This window comes from Geojedonia litorea (assembly GCF_042654525.1).
In the GTDB taxonomy this organism is placed as follows: Bacteria; Bacteroidota; Bacteroidia; order Flavobacteriales; family Flavobacteriaceae; genus Geojedonia; species Geojedonia litorea.
Genome location: NZ_JBHSGP010000004.1, coordinates 1 through 15,608, shown reverse-complemented (window position 1 = coordinate 15,608; position 15,608 = coordinate 1). Strand labels below are relative to the sequence as shown.

Genomic DNA, 15,608 nt, shown 5'->3' with positions numbered 1-15,608 from the left:
ACTATTAATTTACAGACATGAAACAAAACGTTGCGGCCATCTTGTTTTCTTTGGCTATTATAATTTCATCATTTTTACTTGGAAATGCTTTTATGAATAGAAATAAAGTAGATGGAACCATTTCAGTAACCGGACTGGGAAAAGCAGATTTCACATCCGACCTCATTGTATGGGAAGGTTTTTTCTCAAGAGAAAACAGTAATTTACAACAAGCTTATAGCGATTTAGAAAAGGATAAAAAAATAATTTCAGAATATCTATTATCAAAAGGAATCACCTCAAAGGAACTGGTATTTAATGCGGTTAACAGTAGAAAAAACACCCAAGGCAAGTATTCTTCTGACGGTAAATATATTGGTGACGAATTTTTAGGCTTTATTTTAACCCAATCCCTTCAAATTGATTCTAATGATGTAGAGAAGGTTGAAAATGTATCTCGAGAGATTACAGAACTTCTTAATAAGGGCATTCAGTTTTACTCAAATGCACCGCGCTACTATTATACTAAACTAGCCGATTTAAAAATTGAAATGATTTCAAAGGCTACGAGTGATGCTAAAACCAGAGCCGAAATGATTGCAAAAAATTCTGGAGGAAAGTTGGGTGATTTAATTTCAGCAAAAATGGGAATCTTTCAAATTACAGGGCAAAATTCTAATGAAGATTTTTCATGGGGAGGCACTTATAATACCGAATCAAAAGAAAAAACGGCATCTATTACTATGAAATTGGATTATGAAGTAGACTAGCTACTTTTGATGATATCCAAAACGCTTCAGTTGTTGCTGATTGGTTCTCCAATTCTTGTTCACTTTGACATACAGCTCTAAATGAACCTGTTTGCCAAAGAATTTCTCAAGATCTTTTCTAGCCTCCACTCCAACGCGTTTTAGCGCAGTACCTTTATGGCCAATGATGATACCTTTTTGAGTATCTCGCTCCACCATAATTACCGAACGCATTCTGATGATGTCGTCTTCTTCAAAAAACTCTTCAGTTTCAATTTCAACGGCATAAGGAATTTCCTTTTTGTAATGCATAAGGATTTTTTCTCTAATGGTTTCGTTGACAAAAAAGCGTTCTGGTTTGTCGGTTAATTGATCTTTTGGATAAAATGGCGGTGACTCTGGTAACAATTCAATGATACGATCAAATACCTCTTTCACCTGAAAGCCCTCTAAAGCTGAAATTGGAATCACATGTGCATTGGGTACTTTTTTTGACCATAATTGAACCTGTTCTTCCAACTGTTCTTGATTGGATTTGTCAATTTTGTTTAGAAGTAATAAAACAGGAATTTTAGAATTGGTTATTTTATTGAAAAAGGATTCATCTTTAAGTTCCTGCTCCCCAATCTCCACCATATATAAAAGCACATCGGCATCTTCAAAGGCAGATTTCACAAAATCCATCATCGATTCTTGAAGCTCATACGCTGGTTTGATAATGCCTGGTGTATCTGACAATATCACTTGAAAATCGTCACCATTCACAATCCCTAAAATACGATGTCTCGTGGTTTGCGCTTTAGAAGTAATGATGGATAACTTTTCGCCAATAAAAGCATTCATGAGGGTTGATTTCCCCACGTTTGGATTTCCAATGATATTTACAAAACCAGCTTTGTGCATTCTTTTGAGTTTGATGCAAAGGTAGAATTAAATACAATGAGAAACTAATTCATGAATTGTAAATCTGCGTTTAGCAAACATCATCAATACAACAGTGAATCTTTATTTAGACCTCTTATTATTCATCATCTAAAACCAATCTAAATCCGATATAACCTTCTGCTAAATCTATTCCTAAAGTGCGATTAACCGTATAGCAACCAAAATTACATTGAACAGAACCACCCCTAGCTACACGAATAATTCCTTGATCTGGTCCTAATGGGTTAGTGATTGGAGAGTTTTTGTAGTAGTCGGAAGCATACCAGTCGTTGCACCATTCCCAAACGTTACCAGTCATATCATAAATTCCTAATTCATTTGGAGCTTTTTGACCAACAGTATGGGTTTTTAGGTGCTTGGTTTCAAAAAAAGAAGCATTGGCCTCATTCCAACTTACTTCATTTTTATTATCAGAGCCGCTAAATTGATAGTTTTTACTTTGGTTTCCTCCTCTGGCCGCATATTCCCATTCTGCTTCAGTGGGTAGACGGTATTTTCGTCCAGTAAGTTTATTTAGTTTGAAAATAAACTCTTGAGATTCTTCCCATGAAGCTACTACAGGCTTTTTCGCGTCCTTTGTATCTATGGATTCTGCAGAACCAAAAACCCATGCCCAAACCTCATTTGTAGTTTCAAACGCTGCAATTTTAAATGTATTTACACTCACTTGATGCTGAGGCATCGCATCTTTGTAAAGATGTGATTGTGATCTATGAATCCATTTCAATTCTTTGTCGTTCTTGAGACCCATTAAAAATGTTCCTCCGTCAACCAGAACCATAGGTAAGAAACGGTCTATAATTTCTTGATTTTGAATATATATTGCATTAAGTTCTGAAGCTTTTTTATCGGCTTCTATTTTAAGTTGATTAACCTTTTCGTCAAAAGATACTTTATCTTGAGGGTAGACCTTTAAAGCATTTTGAATGGTGTATATATCCCGATATTTTTCTTCTAATCCAGCTATATCATAATCACGAAGATAAGTAGAACATTGGTTACGTATGTGTTCTAAATTTAAGTAATTATCATAGGGATTACTTTCAAAACGCTTATACTCCGCCATAATACGCAGATGTAAGATGTTAGGAGCAGTTTGCCCCAAAAGCGCTTCGGTTTCGATTAAAAGTTGAATGCAGGTCTCAAAGTTGCCTTCATAATAAGCCTTTTCAGCATCTTCATATTTAAATTTGGCAACGGTGTTTTGAGCACTAACCGTAATGCTAAAAAGGACAAAGACGCTAATTAACAAAGGTTTCATTATAGTTTAGTCTAATTTAAAGTCGTTTTCAAAAACGTCTTGATTGATTTTTATTTCAGACCAAATGGTAATGGTTTTTTTAGGCTCATTACTCGTGTTTTTATCATTAATTGATGACTCTTGAATTTTTCCTATTAAGGCAATGGCCATTACTTGCTTATTTTGCAATTTTTCTGGTGCTTCTTGGTCGCCTGTTATAGAAGTTACTGTGCCCAAAGCCGAGGTTCCTGATTGAAAGCTAAAAGGCATCAGGATGCCATTCACATCTTTATAATCACTTAATATAAGTTCCCCTTGTTTGTTAGACTCCTCATTTTGAAGCTCAATTTTATATAATAAATTATCTAGTACATTATAATATTTAAATAACACCTTTCCTGTTGGGCTTTCTATTTTTAGCTTATAGGCTTTACCTGATGCCAAACTTAAAGTATCCACAATATGTAGTTTATAAGGTAAAGAGAGATAATTCAATTCTGGGAATATAGCCTGTTCTTTATAGGTAGCAATTTCAGTTTCTGTTAAAGGGGTTTTGCTGGTTTTATTTTGTTTATGGCCAGTTTCGCCGTTAAACACATCTGTGTAAATTAAATCGCCTTTTTTCCTTCTGTTTTTAAAATATCGACTACTGGTAAATTTATTAGGGACCATTTTTTTGTCTTCTATCAACAAAGGAAATGGCTCTCCAAAAACTTCTCCACTTCTAAAAACTGTTTTCACATTAGCTATCTTGTCTTTCCCTCCTATGGCCTCAAGATAGTTTTCAATAACCTTTTTGGCTTCTACACTGTTTTTAATTTTAGCAGCTTCCAATGCCGCTATCTTTTCATCAAATGCCGTTTTACTGGAAGGATACTGTCCTAGTGTATTTTGGATTTCATAGACATCTCTAAATTTTTCTTCCAAGCCCGCAATGTCATAGTTTTGTAAATAGCTATTACAATGATTTCTTAAGTTTTCTATTAAGACAAAACTGTGCAAAGGATTTTGCTCTAGCAGCTTGTGTTCTGCCAAAATACGCAGATGTAAAATATTAGGCGCGGTTTGCCCTAGCAAGGCTTCGGTTTCGGTCAATAGTTGAATACAGTCTTCAAAATTGTTATCGTAAAATGCCTTTTCAGCATCTTCAAATTTAAATTTAGCTACGGTGTTTTGAGCCTGAACATTGAGCGTAATTATTAAAATTATACCAATTGAATATATTCTTTTCATGTGTTAAATAGTTTTAATTAACCGTGTTACCTATTGCTTTCCCTTCATCTGTTAAGGGCATGACAATGCGAAATCCCTGAACGTTGTTTCTTATTTCATTGGCTCCACCAGTATATCGCATAGTCATATATGTTTTGGTTTTATCTATAATAGGCAAATTCAATTTATCATCAAAACTAATATTTGTATAAATATTCCCGCCCCTAGTTACCTTTTCACTTCCAGAGATTGGCCCTGATGGGTTTTGATTTGGGCTAACATGATAGTAATTTTTACCATACCAGTCGTAACACCATTCTAAAGCATTGCCAAAAAGGTCATAAACCCCTCTTGAATTGGGTTGTTTTTGACCAACAGGATGAATTTTTTTATTAGAATTATGCTTTAGCCAACCTCTTTCATTATAGCTTTTCAAATACCATCTACCTACATTAAATGGCCTATCATCCTTGGCAACATATTCCCATTCGGCTTCGGTAGGTAAGCGGTAATAGTCACCAGTCACCTTACTTAACCACTGGCAAAAGGCTACGGCTCCATTCCAAGACACGTTAATTACTGGCAGATTATTATCCTCTGATGTTCTTGGCAATTTATCCTCGCCATATTTCCAATCTAAATTAAGCGGGTCAACAATTACTTTATCTCCTATCTTATATACAACGCCTTCATCTTTATAACCGGTTTCATTTATGAACAGTTTGTACTGTTCATAGGTTACCTCGTATTTACCCATTTTAAAATCGCCAACACTTACTTCATGTTCTTTTTGTTCATTAGTATAATAGGCTTTTTTATTGCCCATTATAAAGCTGCCTCCTTCAATTAAAACCATAGTATCTTTTATCTGATTTATGATGCTAGTATTATAACGCTCAACTTCGGCCACTTTCGCGTCAAATGCTTCCTTGGAATCGGGATATTGGCTTAAGGCATTGTTAATTTCATATACATCTCTAAATTTCTCTTCCAAGCCCGCAATGTCATAGTTTTGTAAATAGCTATTACAATGATTTCTTAAGTTTTCTATCAAGGTATAACTGTGCAAAGGATTTTGCTCTAACAACTTATGTTCTGCCAAAATACGCAGGTGTAAAATATTAGGTGCGGTTTGCCCTAACAAGGCTTCGGTTTCGGTTAGTAGTTGAATGCAGGTTTCAAAATTGTCATCGTAATAAGCCTTTTCGGCATCTTCATATTTAAATTTGGCTACGGTATTTTGGGCATTGATTTGTATTGAAAATGTAATAATTAATACAAGAGAAAAAGATAATTTCATAGGTTTAATTTTTTATTGGATTTCCCCAAAAGTCAAGTTTAGGAGCTGATTGTTGAAGATTTTCGGTTTCACTATGTGCATTGAAGCCTTCATAGCTTATGGTGTCCATACCCATATTCGTTTTATCTAAATAGCTTACAAAAGACTGATATACTGAACTAGCTTCAGATTGGCTATAAAAAGGGCCGCAAATGGTTTCATTTAGTGGGGTTAAAGCATTAATTTCACTTTCTAGTTTAGTTTTCATAGGCCAAGTCCCATCGGGATATTTGCCTATGGCAAACACATTAGTTGCCTTTACTTTAGGGTTATCAAGCATTAATTGGTCTTGATTGTAGGCGTACACAAAATAATAAAGGTTGTTCCCTTTTGAAGTTGTAGAAGATAAAGGTAACTCACCTTGTGGGTAACCATTAAACACAGCAACTCTTGCTTTTTTTATAGATTCTCTTATGGCCTGCTTTTTAGCTTCAGCTTCTTTGCGGATGCGTGCACGTTCGGCAGCTGCTTCTTTTTTTGCTTTGGCTTTAGCCAAATCACCTAATAAACCAGCGGCAAGTCCTACACCACCTAAAGCGGCACCAGTATAGGCCTGTCCCAAATTGCCATTGGCGGTATTTAAAAGGTTCATCCCTGTTTGTATCATTGCTTTGGGGTCGCCATAGGTTTCTGGGCTTATCTGTGACAGGGCGTCGTTCATATCCTTATCTATGCTTAACGATTGTTGATAGATATCATTACTTTGCTCAATCAAATTAGCATTATAATTGTCTACCCTTTGTCGTTTTAACGCTTCTTCTTGCTCCCAAGCTGCTTTTTTTGCGGCATTGTTATTACCAGAATTAGTTGTAGTTACATTAGAATTATTGGTAGTGACAGGGTTGCCCCAAAAATCTAATTGAGTAGACTGATTAGAGTTTTGTTGCAGTGATTGTTGTTGGTCTATTTGTTGTGTCTCTGCTTTTTGTGTTGCAATCTTATTATTAATGCGAGCAATATCCTCTTTCAAGCTAGGGCTACCAGACTTATCCGCAGCTTGTTGATACAGTTGTTTGGCTTTTTCCAAATCTCCTCTATTTTCGGCCTCATGAGCCTGCGAAACTAGCTCTTCACTTTCTTTTTTATCGATGCTTTCTTTTTGTCTCGCTTTTAACTCCTCTATTTTAGCTTTAACAGCAGGGTCATTTTTAACATCGTATGCCTTTTGGTAATATTGAATCGCATCGTCTATTCTGTCAAAACTTTCGGCATTTTTGGCATCGGCAAGCAGATTATTAAAGTAATTATTTGTTCTTTTTTCTTTAAGAATATTTCCCAAATCAATATCTATCCTTTGGTAGCCGCTAATATGTTTGTTCAGCGCTTTAATAGACCGAATCTCAATCTTAAGGTAATTAATGATCTCTTGTGCGGATTTAAAATTAGTGACATTTCCCGAATACCCAAACAGCTCGCTACCTGTTACCATGTTAGACCCAAGGTTTGGAGCGTAGACAGTTTTTGTAAAAGATACTTTTTCTTGAGTATTTGGGTTGGTATAATCCCCTTCAATCATAAATTCCATACTACCAGAAATGGCTAAATTAAATTGAGAAATATCATAATCGTGTTCGCCACCATCAGCATTAGCACCTCTTACCAATGTTGGCTGGTTAATATCAATTTCATAGGTGACTTGTAAACCTTCCCAAGCCCACTTCACAGGTACAACCCTAATTTGCCAAAATCCAGCATGTACATCGGGTCTAATATTCTTGTACTCATGTTTATCTTCAAATTTATTAGGCACCAAAGCCACTAAACCTTGACCTGAACCTCCGTTTATGTGTTGGGCACTAATGCTACAGAAGCAATTAATGAAACCAATAACTAATAATAGCATGGCTTTTTTTGAAGTGAAAATTTGTTCCATAACTGACAATTAATATTTGCTTATTCTTTAATACACCTACAATGCAATCCTCCTTTTTTACCTGAAGGATTTATAATTGCTTTATCTGACCACCACATCAGTACAACAGACCACAAACCCTGATCGTCATGAGTAGAATTGGACCAAAAAGAGGCTTGTTTTTTGTAACTATTGAATCCTCCATAACCGCTTTTAACACCTCCGGGTAATGCATTAAATGCATAGTCATTGGTGCCATTACCATTATCATCCCATCCAGAAATGCTTTTTAATTTTTTGGCAGCAAGATCTTCACTTACATACTTAATTAGTTTTTGCCAATCGTCATTAGTTGGCACTCTAAACCCTTTTGGGCAGGGATTACCATTGGTAATTGCATATATATTATACATATAACCATATGGCTCACCAGTAGCCTTATCATAATAATAATAAGCCCAAACCGGTTGCGCGGCCTCCGTAAGATTTTGCCATTGTTCGCGGTCCTGAGCTTGAATAATTGCCGAACCGTTTTGAAAACTATTGGATTCTAAATTTTTAGCCATCCACACCTGATCACCAATGTTAACCGTTTCGATGGTTTGTGACAAGGCTAAAGTGCAAACTAAAAATGGGAAAAGGAAACTATATTTTAGCATGGATCATGGGGTATTAATATTGGGCAATCTCAAAATAAATTAAAATAATAACAATAATCAATACCCACATTTGGGTACTTTGAACTAAACTGTATTTAAACATAGCCCTTTCTAATGCAGTCGGCAACTAATTCAGTAACATTTTTAGAGTCTGATTTTTTAAGAATGTTTTTTCGGTGTGTATTTACCGTTTCAAAAGCAATGTTTAGGTGGCTTGCGATTTCGTTCATGGTAAATCCTTCGCCTAATAACTTAATAATTTCGAGCTCTCGACTTGTAAAAGGGATATCATCCAAATGTGTAACAAAGGGTTTAAAATTCTCAAATAATTCGTGATTTTCAATATCAAGTTCTAAATAGGATGGCTCTCCATTTAGTCCAATTAATGATAATTTTTTAGTATTTACCGAAGTGATATGATTAATATTTGAGAGACAACCAAATACTTTCAAAAGAGCTCCATCTTCGGTAGTTTTTAAGGTTATGGTTTGAAGCAAAAACAATTTGTATTGATCATCTTTTGCTTTTAAACGAAGACAATAACTTATCTTGTAGTTAACAATATTTTCAGGACGTATACAGTTTCGCAAAAAATAGGCAACAACATCTTCACATTTTAAAAACCAACTTACATCATTTGGATGAATACGTTCAATCACTTTTTCTACAGAAAATTCATCTTCTGAAACACCTAAAATATCATCAATACCCTTACTCAATAAGCTAACTCTTAAGGTTGGAGAATCAATGATATAATAAAAACTCGGGCCAGGACTGAATAAATTTGATAATAAAGCTTTAACATCGATATTATAATTAGTTAGCGATTCTTGAGCTAAATAATTTTTATGAGAATTATATAAATCGAATATTAGATTGGAGTTCATTGGTATATTAAATCTACAACTCTATTATGAATAAAGCAACATGTTGCATTCCTTTTTTCAAACCTTTAAAACCACATCAATAAAATATTTTGTAACTTTAAATCCTAACCCATTCATAATAAACTCATTAATTCAATACATTATGAAAACAACTCATTCACAAACCAAAATTAGACTGCATGATGCTATCGTAGGAGTACTCTATCTTACCAGTGTTATTTTAGCCTTCACTGTTAGCATTCAATGGCTATATATGGCAGGTGCCGTTGCTGCACTTCAAATTATTAGTCCAGTTACCAAGTTCTGTCCTGTGTATTTTATACTTAACAAACTCATGCCAGGGACAGAACCCATTCAAGATGGAAGCTAGAGTTAATCCCCATAAAAAAACCTCTTAATTTCTTAAGAGGTTTTTTAGTTTTAGTACTTCACCAATCGTACGGTTTGCAATTTTCCTGATTGCGTTACTTTCACAATATAGACTCCTGCTTCAAGTTCAGTTCCAAATTTATAATTATCATTTGGATTGAATTCTTTCACATGCACTAGCTTATTACTCATATCGTACACTTGAATTAGAATACGATTAGCTCTATCCTGTGTTTTTACTTTCAGCGTAAAATTAGAATCTGATGGATTAGGCCAAGCATTAATTTGGAAGTCATCATCTAGATCAATACGAGTTGATGGCATCATTCTACTACTAGAAATTGGTGCTGCAATTGGGCAACCCGTATCACATAATTGGTCTTGCTCCCATTTTACATTGATACTGCCATGAACGCGACGACCTATAAAAAGTCCCTTCATTACTGTGGGTTCTGCTACTTTATTTTTATTAGCATTTTCCCCTTTCACCAAGAACTCATTACCATTGGAATGCATACGCGCTCGTACATACGATCCTTTTTCGATTTGAATATCAGCATTTACATAAATGACCACATTCTTCCCATTGGCGTTGATAGTTCCAAATTGAGCAAGGGTGAATTTCTGATTAATAAACACATTCGCACAAGATCCAAACTCAATAGAAGCATTCTGTTGTGTTACTAACTGATTAATATACACATTAGGTTGGGTAAAGGTAACAGTCACTCCCTGTCCAACTTGCACTACATTAAAGACAGATCCTGTTAATGTTTGATTAGTATTTGCAATCACATTTGGGCTACCAGCATTAGAATAGGTATTAGCAACAAATGCAGGTATGCTTTGTGGTGCCGCTGGTGACATTGTGATACCGCCATTTATGACACTACCTTGATTAAGATCAAAGCGCTTTGCTTTGCCAAAATCAACCACAGTAGTGGCCTGATGTAACTTAATCAATCCATTAGCACCTGTCACGCCTAGGCCTCCACTTTGAACTAAATTTGACCCATGTAAATAAATATCGTCTTGAGCCAATATGGTATAAGAAGCGATTAAGTTAGTTACATCAAAGTTAGTTACTGTGTACTCTAAATAATCTGTACAATTGGTCTCTGAAGTCACCGTTACACCATATTTTCCGTTGGCATAAACACGTGCTACCTTCTCATTAGTAATTGCTCCTAATTCGCCTTGACCAACGACAACCCATTGATAAGATCTAATGTCATTTTCATTAAGATTAGTATTCACCGTAAGTTGAATTGCTGCGTCTTGACAGAACGGCGGTAATTCGCTTGGCACAATCGATTGTATAACTGGTAATAATCCATTTACAGTAACAGTTGCTTCACATGTTGAACTATTTCCGTTGACATCTGTTACGGTAAGCGTCACCAGAACTGGATTGCCGACATCAGCACAAGTAAACGATGTGATATCGGTATCATAGGTCAATCCACCGCAAGCATCGTTAGAACCATTGTTTACAGCATCTTCGGCTATAGTTACCGTGCCATCGGCACCAAGAGTGACGGTGATGTCTTTACAAATAGCTATTGGATTTACTTTATCCTCTACCGTTACAATGGCATCACAACTTGCAGAATTTCCGTTAGCATCCTCAACCGTTAGGGTCACTGTGTTTGCACCAACATTTGAACAGTCAAATGACGTTTTGCTCGCTGATAAGGTGATTCCACAAGCGTCGCTTGAACCGCCATCAATATCACTTGGCGTAATACTTGCATTGCCATTGGCATCCAACTGGATTGTAATTGGTCTACATAAAGCTATTGGATCTACCTTATCTTCAACAGTAATTGTAGTATTGCAGGTTGCGGAGTTTCCATTCTTATCAGTTACCGTTAGGGTGACCGCATTTGGTCCAACATTAGTGCAGTCAAAAACATTTGGAGACACTTCATAACTCGCAATGCCACAGGAATCCTCACTACCTAACCCAACAGCAATTTTATCTCCAGTTGTTAGAATATAGTTACCTGTTGCATCCAGCTGAACGGTAATCGCATTACAAACTACAACTGGTGCGGTCACATCCTGAACAAAGACCTTGGCTTCACACGTTGATAAATTACCACTCACATCAGTTACCGTCAATAACACATTATTGCCGTTATCTGTAACAGAAATATTATGGCTACCTAAATAATTAAATGTATTCAATGGATATGCATTCCATTCACTTAAATCCCCAGAAGCACTTCCGCTTTGAATATTTTCTTTCCTAACCAATGTATTTAACCAACCTGAACCACCTGGAATATAATCCACAGGGACTCCATTATGTAATAACTCAATAGCGTCATTACTATCAAAATCCAGATTACTCACTGCATAATCTCTTTTGAATTGAATTGGTTGACTCGCAAATACACTTGCGATTACGTAAACATCTTTGTCTATTACAGTTCCTATTAATGGAATCTCATAAGCTGTTCCTCCATTTGGATAAATTTTCAACTTATATTCAGACATGTTGACGGCTAAGCCTGTTCCGTTATAAATTTCAATCGCTTTATTATCATCACTACCATTAATATATTCTGAAATTATTAATTCATCCAAGTCTCCTCCTACATCACTACAGGAAAAATTAGTTTGGGAAATGCTTAAGCTTACTGGACTACAGTTGTCATAAGAATTGTTGTTCAATTGTTCTGGTGTAATCGTTGCATTTCCATTTTCATTCAATTGAATGGTAAGTCTGACACAATCTACTACAGGAGGCGTTACATCTTGAACCGTGATCACTTGATTACAGCTTACGGAATTACCTGTGATATCTGTTGCCGTCCATGTTCTTGTGATGGTATAGTTATAATGTCCTGGATTATTAATATTAGGATCTTGTGTACTCACATCACTATAGGTTATAACAACTGCTGAACAAATATCCGTTCCAGTTGCTGCTCCTGTATTAGCAGGTGTCGTGTCATCCTCGCAATTGATGGTGATGTTATTTGGACATAAAATCGTTGGTGCAGTTACATCTTGAACCGTAATCACCTGAACACAGGTTGTATCATTTCCGCTGATATCGGTCGCTGTCCATGTTCTTGTAATAGTATAGTTATAATAACCAACATTGTTTACGTCATTGTTTTGGGTACTCACATCACTAAAGGTAATGGCTACCACTGAACAATTATCCGAACCTGTCGCTGTGCCCGTATTTGCAGGTGTTGTGTCGTCCTCACAATTGATGGTGATGTTATTTGGACATAAAATCGTTGGTGCAGTTACATCTTGAACCGTAATCACCTGAACACAGGTTGTATCATTTCCGCTGATATCGGTCGCTGTCCATGTTCTTGTGATGGTATAGTTATAATGACCAACATTGTTTACGTCATTGTTTTGGGTGCTAACATCACTAAAGGTAATGGCTACCGATGAACAATTATCCGTACCTGTCGCTGTGCCCGTATTTGCAGGTGTTGTGTCGTCCTCACAATTGATGGTGATGCTATTTGGACATAAAATCGTTGGTGCAGTTACATCTTGAACCGTGATCACTTGAACACAGGTTGTATCATTTCCGCTGATATCGGTCGCTGTCCATGTTCTTGTAATAGTATAGTTATAATGACCAACATTGTTTGCGTCATTGTTTTGGGTGCTCACATCACTAAAGGTAATGGCTACCGATGAACAATTATCCGTACCTGTCGCTGTGCCCGTATTTGCAGGTGTTGTGTCATCCTCGCAATTGATGGTGATGTTATTTGGACATAAAATCGTTGGTGCAGTTACATCTTGAACCGTGATCACTTGAACACAGGTTGTATCATTTCCGCTGATATCGGTCGCTGTCCATGTTCTTGTAATAGTATAGTTATAATGACCAACATTGTTTGCGTCATTGTTTTGGGTGCTAACATCACTAAAGGTAATGGCTACCGATGAACAATTATCCGTACCTGTCGCTGTGCCCGTATTTGCAGGTGTCGTATCGTCCTCGCAATTGATGGTGATGTTATTTGGACATAAAATCGTTGGTGCAGTTACATCCTGGACGGTAATAATTTGATCCAATGACACACTATTATTACATTCATCAGTTGCTGTCCACGTACGTGTAATCTTGTAATTATAATACCCAGGATCCGTATTATCCATCACTTGTGTGCTAGAATCGCTTTGCGTAATAGAATAATTTGAACAGATATCTGTAGCCGTCGCTACTCCAGTATTAGAACTGGCAGTATCATCTTCACAGTTTACGGTTACATCTGACGGAATTGTTAAAACAGGTGGCGTTTTGTCCTCTATTGTAAAGGTCGCTGTAGTTGTAGCAGTATTTCCAGATGGGTCGGTCACCGTAAAAATAACAGTTGCCGATCCTGTATTGCCACAATCATCACTCAAAGCCGTGAAATTGTTAGACCAAACAATACCACATGCATCTGATGCTTCAGCACCTCCGTTGGCAGCTAACCAATCGTTTAAAGCTTGGGTATTTCCAGCACCATCACATTCTACAGTTAAATCTGAAGCTGCTACATCAATTGTTGGGTCGACATTATCTTCAACTTTCACATAGGCTGTACAGGTACTAGTGTTACCATGGATATCGGTTACTGTTAATACGACAGGAGTACCTGAAGGTGTAACCGAACAAGGAGCCCATGGACTTGCACTGTTTCTAGGTGATGGTGCAGCAACAGTAAAGTCAGCAGAATTATTATCAGTATCTATACAACCATTGCTATTTCTTTTAGCAGTAGTTGTATTTGAGAGTGATGCTGTTGGCCCACTCCCTTCAAAAACATTCGCGCTTCCATATCCAACAAAATCGATAACTTGGGAACTTGTAGGACTAGTTGATGTTGAATTAACAAGACGAACTTTTCCTGCTGTAGCTGACATGGCAATATTACCAGTTGCATCTGGATCAGGAAGGCTTGTTGTTCCCCCATTACCTAAAGCTTGTTGAATCAAATAGTATTGTCCGGGTTGAATTTTACCTGTTAATGCTGTTACTTGCCAAGAAGTTCCAGTCGCCCCAGTATATTGAACCGACCAATCGTTTAAATAAACGGTTGTAGTACCAGCATTAAACAACTCGATAAAGTCATTTCTTAAGGTCGCTCCAGTATTACCACCGCCACCATATATTTGGCTAATGACTACTTTATTAATTGTTGAGGCAAGTGGCGTAATATCAACACAATTAAAACTTGTTTTACTTGCAGAAAGCGATTGTATTCCACAATTATCTGTTGAGCCACCATCAATATCATATGGTGAGATAATTGCCTGTCCTGAAGCATCTAATTCAACTGTAATATTTTTGCAGACTGCGATTGGAGCTTCATTGTCGTTTACAATTACCGTTTGGATCACTTCAAGCGCATCGTTGCCATTTACGTCTTGTACATTCCATGCAATAGTTGTCATACCAACAGGGTAAGGATCGTTCAATTGTAAATTATCACTTCTTACGCCAACTGGACTACTTACACCACAATTATCACTTGCTGATGCTGATACCGTTACTAATGCTGAACATTCTCCGGCGTCATTACTCACATTCTTGTCTCCGTTGGTGCTAACAATTGGAATTTCGTTGTCCTGTATAGTTACTTCAAACGTACATACATCGGTATTGCCCGCTGCATCTGTAGCCGTTACTGTTACTGTTGTTGTACCCACAGCAAAGAAACTTCCTGAAGCCGGTGAACTTACTATCGAGGCAACTGAACAATTATCTGTTGCTGTTGGAGTGAAATTCACAATGGCGCCGCATTGTCCTGCATCATTATTAACTGTAATATCTGATGGACAGCTTACCACTGGATCTTCAGTGTCATTTACAGTTACATCAAAATTGCAAACATCGGTATTGCCCGCTGCATCTGTAGCCGTTACTGTTACTGTTGTTGTACCCACAGCAAAGAAACTTCCTGAAGCCGGTGAACTTACTATCGAGGCAACTGAACAATTATCTGTAGCTGTTGGTGTGAAATTCACAATGGCACCACATTGTCCTGCTTCATTACTTACTGTAATATCTGATGGACAGCTTACCACTGGATCTTCAGTGTCATTTACAGTTACATCAAAATTGCAAACATCGGTATTGCCCGCTGCATCTGTAGCCGTTACTGTTACTGTTGTTGTACCCACAGCAAAGAAACTTCCTGAAGCCGGTGAACTTACTATCGAGGCAACTGAACAATTATCTGTAGCTGTTGGTGTGAAATTCACATTGGCTCCACACTGTCCTGCATCATTATTAACTGTAATATCTGATGGACAGCTTACCACTGGATCTTCAGTGTCATTTACAGTTACATCAAAATTGCAAACATCGGTATTGCCCGCTGCATCTGTAGCCGTTACTGTTA

General features: G+C 36.9%; 10 protein-coding genes. 2 read left to right on the top strand and 8 right to left on the bottom strand.

Going from position 1 to position 15,608, the window contains the following annotated elements:
- Positions 1-17: 17 nt before the first annotated feature.
- On the top strand, positions 18-749 hold the full coding sequence (locus tag ACFO5O_RS00070; RefSeq protein WP_387959725.1) for an SIMPL domain-containing protein: 732 nt from the start codon (positions 18-20) through the stop codon (positions 747-749).
- On the opposite strand, the gene era is transcribed toward ACFO5O_RS00070, so the two are convergent.
- The 7 genes from era to ACFO5O_RS00035 all read right to left on the bottom strand — a co-directional run bounded on the left by era (position 750) and on the right by ACFO5O_RS00035 (position 8,862).
- Positions 750-1,631, bottom strand: coding sequence for a GTPase Era (gene era / locus ACFO5O_RS00065; RefSeq protein ID WP_387959723.1), 882 nt, complete (start codon positions 1,629-1,631; stop codon positions 750-752).
- Between the two features lie 118 nt (positions 1,632-1,749).
- A complete protein-coding gene (locus tag ACFO5O_RS00060) occupies positions 1,750-2,934 on the bottom strand; it encodes a formylglycine-generating enzyme family protein (protein ID WP_387959721.1) in 1,185 nt (394 codons plus the stop codon).
- 6 nt (positions 2,935-2,940) lie between these two features.
- Positions 2,941-4,146, bottom strand: a complete 1,206-nt coding sequence (locus ACFO5O_RS00055) for a hypothetical protein (RefSeq protein WP_387959719.1) — start codon at positions 4,144-4,146, stop codon at positions 2,941-2,943.
- Positions 4,147-4,159: 13 nt separating this feature from the next.
- On the bottom strand, positions 4,160-5,425 hold the full coding sequence (locus tag ACFO5O_RS00050) for a formylglycine-generating enzyme family protein (RefSeq protein ID WP_387959717.1): 1,266 nt from the start codon (positions 5,423-5,425) through the stop codon (positions 4,160-4,162).
- Positions 5,426-5,429: 4 nt separating this feature from the next.
- Positions 5,430-7,337: a hypothetical protein gene (locus ACFO5O_RS00045; protein WP_387959715.1), complete on the bottom strand. Its 1,908-nt coding sequence runs from the start codon at positions 7,335-7,337 to the stop codon at positions 5,430-5,432.
- A 20-nt stretch (positions 7,338-7,357) separates the two neighbouring features.
- Positions 7,358-7,975, bottom strand: a complete 618-nt coding sequence (locus tag ACFO5O_RS00040) for a fibrobacter succinogenes major paralogous domain-containing protein (protein WP_387959713.1) — start codon at positions 7,973-7,975, stop codon at positions 7,358-7,360.
- 95 nt (positions 7,976-8,070) lie between these two features.
- On the bottom strand, positions 8,071-8,862 hold the full coding sequence (locus tag ACFO5O_RS00035) for a response regulator transcription factor (RefSeq protein WP_387959711.1): 792 nt from the start codon (positions 8,860-8,862) through the stop codon (positions 8,071-8,073).
- Positions 8,863-9,004: 142 nt separating this feature from the next.
- Here ACFO5O_RS00035 and ACFO5O_RS00030 point away from each other — a divergent pair, with 142 nt between their 5' ends.
- Positions 9,005-9,232: a YgaP family membrane protein gene (locus ACFO5O_RS00030; protein WP_387959709.1), complete on the top strand. Its 228-nt coding sequence runs from the start codon at positions 9,005-9,007 to the stop codon at positions 9,230-9,232.
- 50 nt (positions 9,233-9,282) lie between these two features.
- Here the strand turns inward: ACFO5O_RS00030 and ACFO5O_RS00025 are convergent.
- A partial coding sequence (locus ACFO5O_RS00025; protein ID WP_387959707.1) for an HYR domain-containing protein occupies positions 9,283-15,608 on the bottom strand: 6,326 nt, incomplete at its 5' end.

What these genes read in the sequence shown, in the direction of transcription:
- ACFO5O_RS00030 (WP_387959709.1), top strand. Translation starts at nt 9,005, where the DNA reads ATGAAAACAACTCATTCACAAACCAAAATTAGACTGCATGATGCTATC.
- ACFO5O_RS00060 (WP_387959721.1), bottom strand. Translation starts at nt 2,934, where the DNA reads ATGAAACCTTTGTTAATTAGCGTCTTTGTCCTTTTTAGCATTACGGTT.
- ACFO5O_RS00055 (WP_387959719.1), bottom strand. Translation starts at nt 4,146, where the DNA reads ATGAAAAGAATATATTCAATTGGTATAATTTTAATAATTACGCTCAAT.
- era (WP_387959723.1), bottom strand. Translation starts at nt 1,631, where the DNA reads ATGCACAAAGCTGGTTTTGTAAATATCATTGGAAATCCAAACGTGGGG.
- ACFO5O_RS00035 (WP_387959711.1), bottom strand. Translation starts at nt 8,862, where the DNA reads ATGAACTCCAATCTAATATTCGATTTATATAATTCTCATAAAAATTAT.
- ACFO5O_RS00070 (WP_387959725.1), top strand. Translation starts at nt 18, where the DNA reads ATGAAACAAAACGTTGCGGCCATCTTGTTTTCTTTGGCTATTATAATT.
- ACFO5O_RS00045 (WP_387959715.1), bottom strand. Translation starts at nt 7,337, where the DNA reads ATGGAACAAATTTTCACTTCAAAAAAAGCCATGCTATTATTAGTTATT.
- ACFO5O_RS00040 (WP_387959713.1), bottom strand. Translation starts at nt 7,975, where the DNA reads ATGCTAAAATATAGTTTCCTTTTCCCATTTTTAGTTTGCACTTTAGCC.
- ACFO5O_RS00050 (WP_387959717.1), bottom strand. Translation starts at nt 5,425, where the DNA reads ATGAAATTATCTTTTTCTCTTGTATTAATTATTACATTTTCAATACAA.